The organism is Aestuariibaculum lutulentum, assembly GCF_032926325.1.
In the GTDB taxonomy this organism is placed as follows: Bacteria; Bacteroidota; Bacteroidia; order Flavobacteriales; family Flavobacteriaceae; genus Aestuariibaculum; species Aestuariibaculum lutulentum.
On record NZ_CP136709.1, the window covers coordinates 1,427,257 to 1,443,530 of the forward strand.

A 16,274-nucleotide genomic window follows, 5' to 3' on the forward strand; every position below is an offset into this window, starting at 1 on the left:
CAAAGTTACAATTAAAATTCGAAACAAGCTTTAGAGAATGTTAATTGTCAAAACTCACTGTTATAAATCAACGGAAAACTTCTAATAACTAAAATATCAAATGCTATTTCAAAACACCAACTTTAAACTTTAGTTCCTTGAAATAATTAATACGCCATAACCACCAAATCAAAAATTAAAGAAAGAAATGAAAAACAGAGTTATCCACAATACATATAATTATCATTTATCTTCTTTTAAAATTTAAAAAAAATATATCTGTTATTATTGTCTGTTAATATCTGGAATAACTTTTTTTAAGATGATTAGGAATATTCGTTCTTTACAAGCTATTAGTTGGTTGTTAACAGTTATAAACCTTGTAAATATCTAATTTTTAAATGATTTTATAGCTCTATTAACAGCTGTTGATAACCAATGCTAACAGCTTTTTTTTAATATTTAATTTTAATATCTGTGTTTATATCCGTTATTTTAGTGTCTAATAATTTTGCTAAAAAAAGTGGAGTTATTTTTTGGTAGTATGCTTGCAGTTTTTGTTTGAAAAAAAAATTGAAAGAACAATGATTTTTTTTTGAGTAAGTATTAACACGTATTAACAAGTTGTTAATATACTAATCGACAACTCTTTTAAGTCATTTTTAGTTAGTACTTTTGCAGTATATTTTACTTTAATACATAAACAATGAATATTTCTATAGGAAACGATCACGCTGGAACTGATTATAAATTCGCTATCGTAAAGCATTTAGAATCAAAAGGCTATACTGTAAAAAACTATGGTACAGATAGTAATGATAGTGTAGATTACGCCGATTTTGTTCACCCGGTAGCTACCGATGTTGAAAACAAAGATGCCGATTTCGGAATCTTAATTTGTGGTAGTGCTAATGGTGTGGCTATGACTGCTAATAAACATCAAAAAATACGTGCTGGTTTATGTTGGAATAAAGAGATTGTACATTTAATTCGTAGTCATAATAATGCGAACATATTATGTATACCTGCCAGATTTACGGCGATTCAACAAGCTATTGAAATGGTAGATGTCTTTTTAAATACAGAATTTGAAGGTGGTAGACACCAAACCCGTATAGATAAAATTCCTTTATCTTGTTAAATGTCACACGGGCACTCGCATAACCACCCACATGTTCATAAAGATTTAAGAGGTCGTAATCTTTTAATATCTATTGTATTAAATATTATTATTACGGCCTCTCAAATTATTGGTGGTTTATTGTCCGGAAGTTTAGCATTACTAAGTGATGCACTTCATAATTTTAGCGATGTACTCTCATTAGTAGTGAGTTATGTGGCTAATAAACTTTCCAAAAAACAAGCTTCTATATATAGAACCTTTGGTTATAAGCGTGCTGAAATCTTAGCCGCTTTTATAAATGCCTCCACTTTAATAATTGTTGCTATTCTTTTAATTATTGAAGCTATTAAACGTTTTCAACAGCCTGAAGAAATCAAAACCGGACTGGTAATCTGGTTATCGTTAATAGCTATTATTGCAAACGGTGCCAGTGTGTTACTTTTAAAAAAAGATAGCGAATCTAACATGAATATGCGTAGTGCTTATTTACACTTATTAACAGATATGTTAGCAAGTGTTGCTGTGCTAATTGGTGGGTTATTAATGAAGTTTTACCAGATTTTCTGGGTAGACAGTGCTTTAACATTAGCCATTGCAATCTATCTGATTTATATGGGGTACGATTTATTAAAATCATCTACTAAAGTATTGATGCTCTTTACTCCAGATCATGTGCCTATTCAAAAAATTGTCGATGAGATTTCAGCTTTTGATGCTATTAAGAATGTACACCATGTACATGTGTGGCAACTTAATGAAGATGAAGTTCATTTAGAGGCTCACATCGATTTTCACCACGATATTACCCTGTCAGAGTTTGATGAAGTTTTACACAATATAGAGGATTTAGTGTTGATAAGGTATCACATCAATCATGTTAATATTCAGCCAGAATTCAGAAAATCAGACGATAAGGATATTATTGTACAAGATTAAAATTTTTAGTATCTTGTTAATAAGTGTTGTAGTTAATTATTAATATCTGAAATATGCTGCAAATAAAGGTTAAAGCTTTTGATGAATTATCAGTTCACGAGTTATACAATATTTTACAATTGCGCTCTGAAGTTTTCGTTGTTGAGCAGAATTGTGTGTATCAGGATGTCGATGGGAAGGATGAAAAAGCCCTTCATATTTTAGGTTTTAAACACGATAAAATAGTTGCTTATGCACGCATTTTTAAACCTGGAGATTACTTTGAATTTTCGAGTATCGGACGTGTAGTTGTACACTTAAATGAACGTGATTTTAAGTATGGATATGATATCATGAAGGCGTCGATTGAGGCGATAAAAACACATTTTAATGAGTCTACAATCCGACTTTCTGCACAACTTTATTTAAAGAATTTTTATAATAATTTAGGCTTTGTTGAAGTTGGGGAATCGTATTTGGAAGACGATATTCCACATATTGCCATGGTTAGGGAATAACTCTTATTTAATTATTTTCTTCCCTTCTATTAGGTCTGTCATCAATGTAATTAATAACTATTTCAACACGTCTGTCAAATTTAGGATCACCTCCTAAAGGAAATTTTCTTCGCATTCCTAAATAACGCATACGTTTTTTATCTACGCCTTTTTTAACAAAATAATCGTATACAAATTTAGCTCTGGCGACTGATAAATTACGTTGCTTTGTTTTACGATCGATGGCATCTCTACTAAATTGTGTACAGCAGACATGACCCTGAATGGTAAAGTAAATTTCTTCACGTTCAACTAAAGCTTCAGCGATATCGTTAAGTGTTTTTTTAGACTCTGGATTAATAATACTGTAACCTGTTTTAAATAGAATATTTTCGAAGCGAATTTTATCACCAACCTTTAATTCACCCTTAATAACTTCGGCTGTTTCCAGTGGCTTTTCTTCTATTGGAATTTCTATTTTTTCCTCTTCTTTTTTTCGAAGTATTGGAGGTTTTGGATTGATAATAATTTCAACTTTTCGGTTTAAACCTCTAATTTTTGAGACGTTGGTTTCGTTTACAATTTTTAGTAAAACCTCACCTTTTCCATCGACATTAGTGATGACATTTTCACTTATTTCATGATTAGAAAGCATGGCTTTAATTGCTTCAGCACGTTGCTTTGAAAGTTTCAAATTATAGCTATCGGCTCCAACATCGTCGCAAAATCCGAAGATGGCTATAGATTCAATGTCTACATCAGCTAAACCAGAAATGAATAGTAATAACCTGTTTTCTTCAGTTGGAATAACTTCATATTTATCCGTATCAAAATAAACTTCGTGAGTAATATTATTTTGAGAATGGGTGAAGCTACCAAAAAATATAAGTATAAAAGTTATTAGTTTATTCATAATCTGCGGCAAATGACAGTATTATAAATATACTATTTTTAATGAAGTTTTATAAATATTCCCTAAGAACTAATGCAAATAATCGTTGTAAGTTGATGGATTGTTAAGAATTTCGGTTGCTTTCTTAATTTTCGTATCATGTGTCTTGTAATAATCGTACAAACCTTCACGATATACGTAACGCTTAACAATCTCTTCTGTTAACTGTTCTAACAAATAGGTTTTGTTGGCGTCTATAATACTGGTTTTAGACTTATTTAAATTATCTAGTAGCGTTTTATAATCCTTTTCTATATCGTCGTTTAATTCTTCTTTTGTAGCGGCTTCTAAAGCTTTATTTAAGGCTTTCTCGGTTTCGGTTTCAAAAGTGAAATTATTAGACTTTAAATAGGTTTTAAAATCGTTAAAATCGGCATCTGTTAATTTAAAATTATCAACGTTATCGAGTTTATGTTTATAGTAGTAATCGGTAGCGTAATTAAACACTAAATCGTTGTTTACTATAGCACTTGTAATTGCTGAATTATTTGAAGCATCGAAACTTGCATCTGGGAAAACGCCGCCGCCATCAAAAACTTTTCTGCCGTTTTTGGTTTTGTATTCGTTGTAGTTTTCCTGTTTAACACGAACTGCTTCACCTTTTTCATTACGGTGCCAATAATCTAAAGCCTGAATACAGCGGCCAGAAGGTGTGTAATATCTTGAAATAGTAATCTTAACTTGGGTGCCATAAATAAGCTCTTTAGGACGTTGTACAAGGCCTTTACCAAAACTTCTGGAACCAACAATAACAGCACGATCTAAATCCTGTAATGAGCCTGAAACAATCTCACTTGCCGAGGCACTACCGCCATCGATTAATACCACCAAAGGAATGTCGGTATCAATTGGATTATCCTGAGTGTAATAGGTTTTATTATATTTTTTAACCTTCGATTTTGTAGTTACGACCAATTGCCCTTTTGGTACAAACAGGTTTACAATTTTAATAGCTTCATTTAATAATCCACCTGGATTGCCACGTAAATCTAAAATGATTTTTTGAGCGCCCTGAGCTTTTAAATCACGAAGGGCATAATTAGTTTCAGCTGCCGCTTTTTCATTAAAACGCGATAAAACAATATATCCTGTTTTGTTATTAATTAATGAAAAATAAGGCACCGCTTTAATTTCAACTTCAGCGCGATTAATCGTTGCCGTATTGGTTTTTCCCTGACGCTTATAAGTCACTTCAACCGAACTTCCGGTAACGCCTCTCAAGAGTTCGCCGGCATCTTCTTTATAATCTGCAATAAGGTTATTACCTACTTTTATAATTTCATCACCAGCCTTTAAACCAGCTTTATCAGCTGGATAATCTTTATAAGGTTCTACAATAACCAGTTTATCTTTTAGGGTTTTTACTTTGGCACCAATACCTGTATAATCACCCGTATTATTAATTCTTGCAGCTTCAACATCCTGTTCGTTCATGAAGTTGGTATACGGGTCTAAATCGGCTAACATGCTTTTTATTGCTGTATCCATTAAGTCCCCTGGATTGGTTTCATCAACATAATTCATGTTGAGTTCTTTAAACAGTGTGGTGAAGATTTCAAGCTGTTTTGCAATCTCAAAAAAATCGTTTTGAAAGGCTGTTGTGGTGAAAAATAAACCACAGGCCAAAACTGGAATAATTATACGTTTTTTAAGTAATTTTTTCATCATGCTTCGTTTTCAGTTTCAGAAACCTTGTTTAAAAACTTGCTAAACAAGTGCTGCATTCTGTTTTCAATTTGGGATAATGTAGGTTTGTCTTTGCCAATGTACAAAATCATAAACGCATATTGTGTAGAAATGTTGTTAAAATATGAAGCCTTATTCAGGCGATAAACTTCTCTAAGTAAACGTTTTATTCTATTGCGGTCTACAGCGGTTTTAAACTGTCTTTTACTTACAGAAACCCCGGTTTGGGCGTTGATAGGTGTTTCAAAAGTAGTAGGTAGATATACCAAACGCAAGGGATAAGCCGAAACAGATTGTCCTTCACTAAAGAGCTGTCCAATCAGCTTTTTACTTTTAAGTTTTTCGTTTTTGTTGTAAGTAAATTTCAAGATGTGTATTTTAATTTTTCAAAGGTACGGAAATAAAAAAATCACTTAATAAATAAGTGATTTTTGTAAGTAGTTTTATGACTTTACCTGTTATTGATTCCTTGCTTTTTGAGCTTTCATCTTGTTTACATAAGTTTTATACATCTTGTGCCAGTTGCGACCATTACTGTTTAAATACTGTTCGTTTTTGGTTTTATAGATTTCAAAAATGGCTGAAATTTGTTTCATACTTTTAAAATCAATGGCCATTTCTCGAGCTTCTTTTAGGTTTTTAATCAGTTCGGCTTCTTCATAAGATTTTAAATAAGGTACAATTTCACGATAGGCTTTCATGGTGAAATCTAGCTTTCCAATCGTGTATTTATCTAAAATGAATTCTACTTGATTCTCAGTTAAATTAGTATTTAAACCCGTCATTAAATCGGTGTGAACGCTATCTGGCATAGCAGAATCGGCAATGATAGAGCGGTCTAAATCTGATAATTTTTCTCCGGTTCTTGGGTTAATGCCGGCAGGAACTTCTTCAAACGAATGACTGTTATGCCAGTTGCGAACGGCTGTTAAATGTGATGTAATTAATGAAGTTACTGTGGTTTCTTTGGTTTCATCACTAAGATTTAATTCTTTAACCCAGCCACTAGCTTTATCCCATAAACTTTCAGTTTGCGCAAAACCAGAGGTTGAAGATAAAATTAGGGCGATAATTAAGGTTTTAAAGGTTTTTGTTTTAATTGAATTTAGCATGCTTTTAGGTTGAAATTTTTAAAAGCATAAAGGTACTTTAATTGTTGTGCAATCTCAAATTCTACCATCTGTTTTCCCAATCTTTCCAAACAGGTTCCAGACCATTTTCTTGAAGCATTTTTGCAATGACTTCTGTGGAACGCTCATCTGAAATTTCAAATTGCTCTAATGATTGGGGATCTATAACATAGCCACCCGGATTGGTTTTAGATTCGGCACTTAATGAGGTGACACCTAAATGCACAATGTGGTTTCTAAAGGTTTCACTTTCGCGCGTACTCATTGATAATTCCACGTCTTCATCCAACAATCTAAACGCACAAATGGTTTGCACTAAATCGCGATCGGTCATTTCAACTTTAGGTTCTAAACCTCCGCTATGTGGTCGTAGACGAGGAAAGGAAATGGAATATTTTGTTTTCCAATAGGTCTTTTGAAGGTATTTTAAGTGCAAGGCTGTAAAGAAACTATCGGCACGCCAGTCTTCTAATCCGAATAAAGCGCCTAACCCTATTTTATGAATTCCTGCTCGTCCCAAGCGGTCTGGTGTTTCTAATCGGAAATCGAAATTAGATTTTTTCCCTTTCGGGTGATGCTTTTTATATTCGGCTCTGTGATACGTTTCCTGATACACTAAAACAGCATATAAATTAGCTTGAATTAGTTCTTCATATTCATTTTGATGCAACGGCTGAACTTCAATGGTAATGTTCGAAAATTGATCTTTAATCAATTCCATCGCATGTTTTATATACGGCACGCCAACGGTTTTATTGGCTTCACCAGTAACCAAAAGAATATGATCATAACCTTTTTCTTTTAGGAAAGAAACCTCCTTTAAAATTTCGGCATCGGTTAATGTTCTTCGCGGAATTTTATTGGTCATACTAAAACCGCAATACGTGCAAATGTTTTGACATTCGTTACTTAAATACATAGGCACATACATTTGAATGGTATTTCCAAAACGCTTTTTAGTAATCAACCTGCTTTGCTGTGCCATTTGTTCTAAATATGGTTTAGCTGCAAGTGAAATCAGGGCTTTAAAATCTTCTAAATCGCGTTTGGTTTTTTCCAGTGCAAACTCCACATCCTGAGCTGTTTTAGCGTTAATACTTGCTAGAGTATCATCCCAGTTATAAGTATCAAAAATGCTTTGAAATGAAGTGTTCATGATAATTTTAGCTTAAAAAACTGGTTAATGGGCTACTGGCTTCAGCGTGCTGTTTTACCGAAGCCAGTTTCGCATTGTAAGCCATACGTCCGGCTTCAACAGCCATTTTAAAGGCTTTAGCCATTGCTACCGGATTTTTCGAAACAGCAATAGCGGTATTTACTAAAACAGCATCGGCGCCTAATTCCATGGCGAAAGCGGCGTGCGACGGACTCCCAATTCCGGCATCAACAATTACCGGAATATTGCTTTGCTCGATAATAATTTCTAAGAAATCCAATGTTTTTAAACCTTTATTAGTACCAATCGGCGCTCCTAAAGGCATCACACATTGTGTGCCTACCTCTTCTAATCGTTTGCATAAAACCGGATCGGCGTGAATGTATGGCATCACTACAAATCCTAATTTTACCAATTCTTCGGCGGCTTTTAAAGTTTCAATAGGATCGGGTAATAAGTATTTTGGGTCTGGATGAATTTCTAATTTAATCCAGTTGGTTTCTAAAGCTTCTCGTGCCAATTGTGCGGCAAAAACCGCTTCTTTAGCATCGCGAACGCCCGACGTATTTGGCAATAAATTAATATGTGGACGCATGATGCTTTTTAGCATTTTGTCCTGTTCATTATTCACATCTACGCGTTTTAGTGCCACAGTAATCAGTTCGCTTTCGCTGGCTATTAAAGCATCAGACATGAGTTGATTGGAACTGAATTTTCCCGTTCCGGTGAATAATCTGGAGTGAAAAGTTTTATCGGCTATAGTAAGTAAATCGTTCATAATTAAAAAGTGTGTCGTTGTTCAAAAGTTGCTGATGCGTTTAGTAACTTGTTGAACGTTTGAATGTTATTGAAATTTCCTGTAATAGCACCAGACATAGCAATACCGTAAATGCCGGTTTGTAAAAGTTCTGGAATATCCTGTTCAATAATACCACCAATGGCAATTATTGGAGTTTCAGATTGCAGTTGACTAAGGATGGATTGATAACTTTCTAAGCCTAATATCGGACTTAAATTGTCTTTGGTTTTGGTAAATCTGAAAGGACCTAAACCAATATAATCGACCTTTTTACTTAATAAAATCTGGCAATCTTCAAGGGTATTTGCGGTGCCTCCAATCATAAACCATTTTCCTAAATACTCGCGGGCTTCCAGAGGACAAGCATCAGTTTTTCCTAAGTGAACCCCATCGGCATTCACGATTTTTGCTACTTTATAATGGTCGTTTATAATGAGTCGCGTTTGAAAATGGCCTGTTATTTCCCGTGCTTTTTCGGCAGTTTTTAAAAGTGTATTTTCGTCTCTATTTTTTAGACGAAGCTGTACCAGTTCGGCACCGTAAATACATGCCTTTTGAATATTTTCAAGATGTTCTTCAGGCGTATTTCCTTGTGATATATAGTGTAATTTAGGGATATTCATAGTGTTATTTTTGTGTTTGATAAGTGTGAGAGCCAAGTAAACCAGTGTTAGAATTTAGGAATCGTTCGGTGTAATATTTTGCGAGTTTTGAAGCGTCTTCTAAAGAAAAGTCTAAAGCCAAATTTGAAGCTAAAGCTGACGATAATACACAACCGCTGCCATGTTTTTCTGAAATAGTTTCTGTATTTGGCGGAATATTTACCATAACAATGCGGTTATAATATAGTTCGTCCCATCCTTTTTTATCCTCACGATGGCCACCTTTTAGGTAGATATTTGTTAAGGAAGAAATATGTTCTATCGTGTTCTGAATGTTTAATTCGGGATATAAATATTTAATTTCATCATAATTTGGCGTGATAATATCGCAATACTTCCAAATAGAATTTAAGGTATTTTGATGCGTTTTAGAATGAAAATCGAAACCTGAACTGGCTTTTAAAATAGGGTCTAAAACAATTTTTATGTCAGGGTTTAGCTGCTTTAATTGCTTTAAAATATCTAAAAGAATGTCCCAAGATTCTACAATGCCAATTTTAACAACTGATATTTCAAAACGTTCAAATAAGGTTTCAATTTGAGCTGAAATAATCTCAGGATTTGTCCAGATACATTGTTTGAAATCCACATCATTTTGAACAGTAATAGCGGTACAAACCGATAATCCGTAAAGATTATGTGCTTCAAAAGTCTTGATATCCTGACTGAGTCCTGCCCCGCTACTCGGGTCGAAACCAGCAATAGATAATATGTATTTTTTGTCGTTTTGCATAAAATGATTGTCATGCTGAACTTGTTTCAGCATCTTTCTTAATATATTTTAGAGCTTATTTTCGTAGTGATGAAACATCATTTTAAAATCGTCAATAGGCGTTTCACTCTGCCAAATTCCTCCCAACACACTAACACCTTTATAACCTAGTTTATCAAATTCTGAAAGATTTTTGGTGGTAACACCACCCATACCTATAATGGTTTTGTTAATATTATTCACATCAAAACCCTGCCCTTGATACCCTTGTTTTGAAATGGATGAAAACACCGGACTTAACAAGTGATAGTCAAAATTAAACTTGCAATCGGTTAGTTCTTCGGGACTATGATAGGAACTGCTAATTGATATATGTAGTTTTTTTCTTAACTTTTGAAAAGCTTCCGTTGAAGTTTCTCGTCTTTTAGCTTCTTGAAAATGAATGCCTTTTAAGTTATAATGTTCTAAAAGCTTATGAAATTCATGAACCACTACTCTATTGTGATATTGTGAATCGATTTGATTCAGGTAATCACAATAAAACTGAAAATCATGATGCGGTTTTCGTAGATGATAGTATTGCAATCCTTCACGAAATAATTCATGAAGGATTTGTATTTCATTGTTAATAGTATGTTCAGGGGCAATTAGAACAATCATATTTTACTTTTACAGGTAAACTTCAGAACCTTTTTCTTTAAACTCCTGTGATTTCTCTTCCATACCTTTATTAATGACTTCGTTTTCTACAATGTCATTTTCTTTTGCAAAATCACGTACCTCCTGTGAAATCTTCATTGAGCAGAATTTTGGGCCACACATCGAACAAAAGTGTGCAATTTTAGCACCTTCTGCAGGTAAGGTTTCATCGTGGTATTCACGCGCACGCTCTGGATCTAAGCCTAGGTTAAACTGGTCTTCCCAACGGAATTCGAAGCGCGCCATACTTAAAGCATTGTCACGATGTTGCGCACCCGGATGCCCTTTGGCTAAATCGGCAGCATGAGCAGCTAATTTATAGGTGACCACACCTACTCTAACATCTTCTTTATTTGGTAAACCTAAGTGTTCTTTTGGTGTTACATAGCATAACATCGCACAGCCATACCAACCAATCATTGCGGCCCCAATACCAGAAGTAATATGGTCGTAACCCGGTGCAATATCGGTAGTTAAAGGACCTAACGTATAGAAAGGTGCTTCATCACAAACCTCGATTTGCTTTTCCATATTCTCCTTTATCATATGCATCGGTACGTGACCTGGACCTTCAATAAAACATTGTACTTCGTGTTTACGGGCTATTTGAGTTAATTCGCCTAGAGTTTCTAATTCAGCAAACTGTGCTTCATCATTAGCATCGGCAACAGAACCCGGACGTAAACCGTCACCTAAAGAAAACGCAACGTCGTATTGTTTTAATATTTCACAAATCTCTTCGAAATGAGTATATAAGAAACTCTCTTTATGATGTGCCAAACACCATTTAGCCATAATGGACCCTCCACGAGAAACTATACCAGTAACACGTTTAGCCGTCATAGGTACATAACGTAATAACACGCCAGCGTGGATTGTGAAATAATCGACACCTTGTTCGGCTTGTTCTATTAAGGTATCGCGGAAAATTTCCCAGGTTAAATCCTCGGCAACCCCATTTACTTTTTCTAAAGCTTGATAGATAGGTACGGTTCCAACAGGGACTGGTGAGTTACGAATAATCCATTCGCGGGTTTCATGAATGTTTTGTCCTGTAGATAAATCCATGATATTATCGGCACCCCAACGGCAAGCCCAAACCGCTTTTTCTACTTCTTCTTCAATGGACGAAGTTGTGGCTGAATTACCAATATTCGCATTGATTTTTACTAAAAAGTTACGACCTAAAATCATAGGTTCCGCTTCCGGGTGATTAATATTTGATGGAATAACGGCACGCCCACGAGCCACTTCATCACGAACAAATTCAGGTGTAATTTTATTAGGAATAGCTGCTCCGAAATCCTGACCTGGATGTTGCTTTCTAATTTCAGTCATTTCATCGATTCGCTGATTTTCACGAATCGCAATGTATTCCATTTCTGGAGTAATGATACCCTGTTTAGCGTAATGTAATTGTGTGACATTCTTTCCTTTTTTTGCACGTAATGGTTTTTTAAGATGTGCAAAACGCATGTGGTCTAAACTGGAATCGTTTAAACGCTGGTTGCAATATTCCGATGAAAAGGTATCTAATTGTTCTACATCTCCACGATCTAAAATCCATTGTTCACGAATGCGTTCAATACCGTTATGCACGTTTATTTCTTTCTCAGGATCGGTGTAAGGTCCCGACGTATCATAAACCGTTACCGGTTCGTTTGGGGTTAATTTTCCTGTAAAGGTATCTTTGGTATCACTCAATGAAATTTCACGCATGGCCACTTTTATTTGTGGATGGATTTTTCCTGAAACGTAAATTTTTTTGGAGTTAGGAAACGGGTGCCTTGTAATTTGTCCTTGTTTAGGCGCGGTGTCTTTTTTTTTCATGGGTTGTGGTTTTCAAAGTTAATTATCCGCCTTGGGTAGCTTGAATGATGAGAATATTATCGCCGTCTTGCAGTAGTTGATTTGCCCAATTGACTTTCGAAATAATCTGCTGATTAATGGCTACAGCAATGCCAATTTGTGGATAGTTTTCCTGAAGCAGTAATTGAGAAATATTGATGTTGGTATCAATATTTAATTTACGTTCGTTTAGTTGAATAGTTATCATTTACAATACATTTTATATTGTAAACCAAAGAGGAAATAAAGACTTTGAAAAAAGACACTCCACGAGGTGAAGCGTATTTATGAAAAGGTGCGCTAGCCCGTATTGCAACAGTCTATTCAACTTTTCCCTTCGACGGTACTAACCGTATCAGGTTCAAAGGGTATGTCTCAGTTCTAAATTCATTTTAGAACACCCCTAAAGTTTACAAGACGAAGGTATTAAAAAATAAAGTGTTATAGCATAATATTTATAAAAAAAGGCCTCTTTAATTAAAAAGAAGCCTTTTGAATATGATTAAAAAAAGGGTTTAACCTTTACATTTTATTGTTTTCTCTGTTAATATCCGCCATCATGTTTTTAGGGTCGATTTGAACCGATTTAACTGCTTTATTTGCTTTTAGAGTATACACAGGATACGCCCATGCCCAGTCTGCAGCAATGGTTGCTGAAGTTGGTTTTTCACCGCGCATCATTTGTAACGGAATGTAAAAATCTTCAGTTGTTCCATCGGTGTAGGTTACTGTTAAATCAATAGGCATTGGCATTAAACCAATACGTTCAAGAATAACATTATCTCCGTTAATCACTTTCACACCATAATCGATGGTATTTGTGGTGCGCGTCCAGTCGTTTAAGTACCAGTCTAACTCTAGACCTGAAACTTTTTCAGCTACTCTGATAAAATCGGTACGTGTTGGGTGTTTAAAAGACCAGTCTTTAAAATATTGTTTTATGGTTTCTTTTTGATTCTCTTCACCAATAACATAAGCCAACTGATTTAAAAACACATACCCTTTATAGTACGCTGCAATAGATGATGAACGGTTGAAGTTGAATCTGTCGGCGTGGGTGGTTTGTGGTTGCTCTGTTCCTGATTTAGCATACGAAAAATACACTTTATATACACGTTGTGTCGCTTCTTCAAAAGAAGTATTTAAAATTTGACTTCCGGCTAATTCACCAAAATATTCCGTGAACCCTTCATCCATCCAGTAGTTTGTTAACTCGTTAGTTGCTAATAAAAACTGAAACCAGGTGTGTGCCATTTCGTGAGCTGTTACACCAAATAAGCCATCAAAAGTACCTTCCCCAAGAATTAAGGTACACATGGCATACTCCATTCCGCCGTCACCACCTTGAATAACTGAGTATTGTTTATAAGGATATTGCCCAACATTAGCACTGTAAAATTGCATCAACTCAACGGCTTTTTTCTGAAGTTTTTTCCAGTTATCAAGCTTATCCTTAGCCATGGTTTTCTTGTATAAGAAATGTAAAAGTGGCCCATTAGGAACCTGCATGGTGTCGTGGTTATATTCAGGATCGGCAGCCCAAGTAAAATCATGCACATTAGGGGCAACAAAATGCCAGGTTAATTTATCGCCAGTTGGACGATTTACCGTAGATGTTTCATACCCATACCCTATTTCATTTGGGTTTTGAAGGTATCCGGTTCCTCCTACTACATAGTTTTTATCAATGTGAAGTGTAACATCGAAATTACCCCAAACGCCGTGAAATTCACGACCAATATATGGGTCGGTGTGCCAGCCTTCGTAATCGTATTCAGCTAATTTAGGATACCATTGAGACATTGAAAGTGCTACGCCTTCGTTGTTGTTACGTCCTGTTCGACGAATTTGCACAGGTACTTGTGCATCGTAAACCATGTCGAAAGTTACGCTTTCACCTGGTTGAATAGGTTTGTCCAGGTTAACTTCTAAAACTGTTCCAACAGTATCGTAAGTTAAAGCTGAGCCATTTTGTTTTAATGAGTTTACTTTAATGTATCCGATTTCATCTGGCCCAAGTTTACTAATGCGATCTTTTACACGACCATCAGGATCGGCAATAGTACGAGAACGTACGTCCATTTCACTTCCTGGTTGAAAGGCATTAAAATATAAATGGTAAAAAACTTTATTTAAAACATCTGGAGAATTATTTGTGTAAACTAAGGTTTGCTTTCCTTTGTATTGATAGTTGTTTACATCCATATCAATATCCATAGTGTAATCTACATGTTGTTGCCAGTATGTTGACGTAGCCGGTGTATTCTGTATTACCGGTACAGTTGGTGTAATGGTAGCATATTCTTTAGAACCACCACAAGATGCCAGTAAAGATAAGCTTAAAATAGAGATAAAAAATTGTTTCATCAGGGGGATTTTTAATTGAGTAGTTAAACGTACTGTTCTTTGAACAAAATACCAAAAGGTCTATACAAAAAAAGAGGCTCAAGCCTCTTTTTTTGTATAGAATATCTTCTTTTATTTAGCTGAAGATTCTTTAGCAGCCATAATTAATGCATTGTAAGCGTTAACTATTCTACCAGAAGTTGTTAACTCGCTAAATGGTCTAACATCGTTAGTATCACCAGCAACAACAACTTTAAGGTTTAATGGTAAACCAGAATCTAAGATAATTTGTTTTACCTGACCTGCATTTAAATCGGGGAAATGAGAACGAATTAAAGCAGCAACACCAGCTACAGCAGGAGCAGCCATAGATGTACCTCCTTTAGTATCGTATTCATTTTCTGGAGTTGTAGAGTAAATTTTAGCACCAGGAGCAAATACGTCTACATTCTTTTTACCGTAGTTAGAGAAACCAGCTAATAAACCTGATCCGTATTTAGGCTCTAAAGCACCAACTCTAATGTAGTTGTTTGCAATTTCAACATAGTTTACGTTATCGTCAGGGAAGTTAGGTTTTACATCAACATCTTTACTTTCGTTACCAGCAGCATGAACAAAAACTACATCGTGATCTGCAGCATATTTAATAGCTTCACGAACCCAGTCGCTGTGTGGAGAATAGCTTTTTCCAAAACTTCCGTTAATTACTTTTGCTCCGTTATCTACAGCATAACGAATAGCTAAAGCGATATCTTTGTCGTACTCATCACCATTTGGAATAGCTCTTACAGACATAATTTGTACGTTGTTTGCAACACCGTCTACACCTAAACCATTACCACGCTCGGCAGCAATAATACCAGCTACGTGTGTACCGTGACTTTCTGATTTTTTTACAGGTTTAACGTTTCCGTTACCATAGAATTTTGTCGACATGTCATCTGGATTATCACCAGTAACACGACCGTTAAAGTTCACGTTTAGGTTGTAGTTTAAACGATCAGCAAAGTGCTCTAAACCACTGTTAATTTCTTCTTTAGCTTCTTGAATAGAATCTAAACCGTTACCGAACATGAACTTAGCCATTTGTACAGCTTTGTTTAAATCTTCGTCAGTTGTAGCGCCAATAGCGTTAATGTCTTCTTTTGTATAATCTGCTTTACCAAAATGTTTAGCAAATGTTTCATCGGCAGCTTTTAACTGCGCATAAATTTGCTCATAACGCATTTTTCTGTCATTCCATTTTTGGAATTCTTCGTCGTATTCAGCTTTAGCAGCAGCGTATTGTGGGTTACTTGTATCTCCTTTAGCAACAATACGAGTAAGCTCTAATTGCTCGTCGTAACCATCACCTAAGAAATTCCATCCGTGAACATCATCAATGTAACCGTTTTTATCGTCGTCAATACCGTTTCCAGGAATTTCATCTTCGTTAGTCCAAATCACATCATTTAAATCTTCATGGTCAATATCAATACCAGAATCGATAACCGCAACGATAACACTAGCTCCTTTTTTATTCTTAAGTAACTCTTCGTATGCTTTTTCAACACTCATTCCAGGAATGGTATCTTTTACTAAATCTAAATGTCCCCAAGTGTGTTTTTCTTTTTCGGTTAATTCAGAAACTTTTAATGGCGAAGAATCGACATTTTCAACAGGAGTTGATATAAAACTAGAGCCACCGCAACCAGATAATATGGCAGTTGCTGTAACCGTTAATGATAATCTTTGAATTGTTTTCATTTTGATTGTAATTAATTTAATCTA

At 35.2% G+C, this 16,274-nt stretch carries 16 protein-coding genes and 1 riboswitch; of the genes, 3 read left to right on the plus strand and 13 right to left on the minus strand.

Features of this window, described 5'->3' with window-relative positions; translation table 11 throughout:
- Positions 1 to 685 precede the first annotated feature (685 nt).
- The 3 genes from rpiB to R1X58_RS06130 are packed head-to-tail and all read left to right on the plus strand — an operon-like array spanning position 686 to position 2,535.
- Positions 686 to 1,120 (plus strand): ribose 5-phosphate isomerase B, encoded by a 435-nt coding sequence (gene rpiB / locus R1X58_RS06120; protein ID WP_240572472.1) that lies wholly within the window; start codon positions 686 to 688, stop codon positions 1,118 to 1,120.
- Entirely contained in the window at positions 1,121 to 2,038 is a 918-nt protein-coding gene (locus tag R1X58_RS06125) for a cation diffusion facilitator family transporter (protein WP_240572473.1), read from the plus strand. It begins immediately after the preceding gene.
- A gap of 53 nt (positions 2,039 to 2,091) precedes the next feature.
- Positions 2,092 to 2,535, plus strand: coding sequence for a GNAT family N-acetyltransferase (locus R1X58_RS06130; protein ID WP_240572474.1), 444 nt, complete (start codon positions 2,092 to 2,094; stop codon positions 2,533 to 2,535).
- A gap of 7 nt (positions 2,536 to 2,542) precedes the next feature.
- Here R1X58_RS06130 and R1X58_RS06135 read toward each other — a convergent pair whose 3' ends face one another.
- The 13 genes from R1X58_RS06135 to R1X58_RS06195 form a co-directional block, all read right to left on the minus strand.
- Positions 2,543 to 3,427, minus strand: coding sequence for an OmpA family protein (locus R1X58_RS06135; protein ID WP_240572475.1), 885 nt, complete (start codon positions 3,425 to 3,427; stop codon positions 2,543 to 2,545).
- Positions 3,428 to 3,496: 69 nt separating this feature from the next.
- Positions 3,497 to 5,131, minus strand: coding sequence for a S41 family peptidase (locus R1X58_RS06140; RefSeq protein ID WP_240572687.1), 1,635 nt, complete (start codon positions 5,129 to 5,131; stop codon positions 3,497 to 3,499).
- Positions 5,131 to 5,520 (minus strand): ribonuclease P protein component, encoded by a 390-nt coding sequence (gene rnpA / locus R1X58_RS06145; RefSeq protein ID WP_240572476.1) that lies wholly within the window; start codon positions 5,518 to 5,520, stop codon positions 5,131 to 5,133. Before rnpA ends, R1X58_RS06140 begins: the two co-directional genes overlap by 1 nt.
- A 90-nt stretch (positions 5,521 to 5,610) precedes the next feature.
- On the minus strand, positions 5,611 to 6,264 hold the full coding sequence (locus tag R1X58_RS06150; RefSeq protein ID WP_240572477.1) for a DUF3826 domain-containing protein: 654 nt from the start codon (positions 6,262 to 6,264) through the stop codon (positions 5,611 to 5,613).
- Between the two features lie 61 nt (positions 6,265 to 6,325).
- The gene (gene thiH / locus R1X58_RS06155) at positions 6,326 to 7,438 is read right to left on the minus strand and encodes a 2-iminoacetate synthase ThiH (RefSeq protein WP_240572478.1); all 1,113 of its coding nucleotides are present in this window, start codon (positions 7,436 to 7,438) and stop codon (positions 6,326 to 6,328) included.
- 7 nt (positions 7,439 to 7,445) lie between these two features.
- On the minus strand, positions 7,446 to 8,216 hold the full coding sequence (locus tag R1X58_RS06160) for a thiazole synthase (RefSeq protein ID WP_240572479.1): 771 nt from the start codon (positions 8,214 to 8,216) through the stop codon (positions 7,446 to 7,448).
- 2 nt (positions 8,217 to 8,218) lie between these two features.
- On the minus strand, positions 8,219 to 8,860 hold the full coding sequence (gene thiE, locus R1X58_RS06165; RefSeq protein WP_240572480.1) for a thiamine phosphate synthase: 642 nt from the start codon (positions 8,858 to 8,860) through the stop codon (positions 8,219 to 8,221).
- A 4-nt stretch (positions 8,861 to 8,864) separates the two neighbouring features.
- Positions 8,865 to 9,665: a hydroxymethylpyrimidine/phosphomethylpyrimidine kinase gene (locus tag R1X58_RS06170; RefSeq protein WP_240572481.1), complete on the minus strand. Its 801-nt coding sequence runs from the start codon at positions 9,663 to 9,665 to the stop codon at positions 8,865 to 8,867.
- 15 nt (positions 9,666 to 9,680) lie between these two features.
- Positions 9,681 to 10,271 (minus strand): thiamine phosphate synthase, encoded by a 591-nt coding sequence (locus R1X58_RS06175; protein WP_240572482.1) that lies wholly within the window; start codon positions 10,269 to 10,271, stop codon positions 9,681 to 9,683.
- Positions 10,272 to 10,280: 9 nt separating this feature from the next.
- The gene (gene thiC, locus R1X58_RS06180; RefSeq protein WP_240572483.1) at positions 10,281 to 12,140 is read right to left on the minus strand and encodes a phosphomethylpyrimidine synthase ThiC; all 1,860 of its coding nucleotides are present in this window, start codon (positions 12,138 to 12,140) and stop codon (positions 10,281 to 10,283) included.
- Between the two features lie 22 nt (positions 12,141 to 12,162).
- Positions 12,163 to 12,366, minus strand: coding sequence for a sulfur carrier protein ThiS (thiS, locus tag R1X58_RS06185; protein WP_240572484.1), 204 nt, complete (start codon positions 12,364 to 12,366; stop codon positions 12,163 to 12,165).
- Between the two features lie 107 nt (positions 12,367 to 12,473).
- Positions 12,474 to 12,573, minus strand: a riboswitch (TPP riboswitch).
- Positions 12,574 to 12,680: 107 nt separating this feature from the next.
- Positions 12,681 to 14,525 (minus strand): M1 family metallopeptidase, encoded by a 1,845-nt coding sequence (locus tag R1X58_RS06190; protein ID WP_240572485.1) that lies wholly within the window; start codon positions 14,523 to 14,525, stop codon positions 12,681 to 12,683.
- Between the two features lie 111 nt (positions 14,526 to 14,636).
- Entirely contained in the window at positions 14,637 to 16,250 is a 1,614-nt protein-coding gene (locus R1X58_RS06195) for a S8 family peptidase (RefSeq protein WP_240572486.1), read from the minus strand.
- Positions 16,251 to 16,274 lie beyond the last annotated feature (24 nt).

Bases quoted from the DNA above. Each gene is read 5' to 3' on its own strand.
- thiC (WP_240572483.1), bottom strand. From the start codon at position 12,140: ATGAAAAAAAAAGACACCGCGCCTAAACAAGGACAAATTACAAGGCAC.
- R1X58_RS06170 (WP_240572481.1), bottom strand. From the start codon at position 9,665: ATGCTGAAACAAGTTCAGCATGACAATCATTTTATGCAAAACGACAAA.
- R1X58_RS06130 (WP_240572474.1), top strand. From the start codon at position 2,092: ATGCTGCAAATAAAGGTTAAAGCTTTTGATGAATTATCAGTTCACGAG.
- R1X58_RS06190 (WP_240572485.1), bottom strand. From the start codon at position 14,525: ATGAAACAATTTTTTATCTCTATTTTAAGCTTATCTTTACTGGCATCT.
- thiE (WP_240572480.1), bottom strand. From the start codon at position 8,860: ATGAATATCCCTAAATTACACTATATATCACAAGGAAATACGCCTGAA.
- R1X58_RS06160 (WP_240572479.1), bottom strand. From the start codon at position 8,216: ATGAACGATTTACTTACTATAGCCGATAAAACTTTTCACTCCAGATTA.
- R1X58_RS06175 (WP_240572482.1), bottom strand. From the start codon at position 10,271: ATGATTGTTCTAATTGCCCCTGAACATACTATTAACAATGAAATACAA.
- R1X58_RS06150 (WP_240572477.1), bottom strand. From the start codon at position 6,264: ATGCTAAATTCAATTAAAACAAAAACCTTTAAAACCTTAATTATCGCC.
- R1X58_RS06140 (WP_240572687.1), bottom strand. From the start codon at position 5,131: ATGAAAAAATTACTTAAAAAACGTATAATTATTCCAGTTTTGGCCTGT.
- R1X58_RS06125 (WP_240572473.1), top strand. From the start codon at position 1,121: ATGTCACACGGGCACTCGCATAACCACCCACATGTTCATAAAGATTTA.
- R1X58_RS06195 (WP_240572486.1), bottom strand. From the start codon at position 16,250: ATGAAAACAATTCAAAGATTATCATTAACGGTTACAGCAACTGCCATA.
- rpiB (WP_240572472.1), top strand. From the start codon at position 686: ATGAATATTTCTATAGGAAACGATCACGCTGGAACTGATTATAAATTC.
- thiH (WP_240572478.1), bottom strand. From the start codon at position 7,438: ATGAACACTTCATTTCAAAGCATTTTTGATACTTATAACTGGGATGAT.
- thiS (WP_240572484.1), bottom strand. From the start codon at position 12,366: ATGATAACTATTCAACTAAACGAACGTAAATTAAATATTGATACCAAC.
- R1X58_RS06135 (WP_240572475.1), bottom strand. From the start codon at position 3,427: ATGAATAAACTAATAACTTTTATACTTATATTTTTTGGTAGCTTCACC.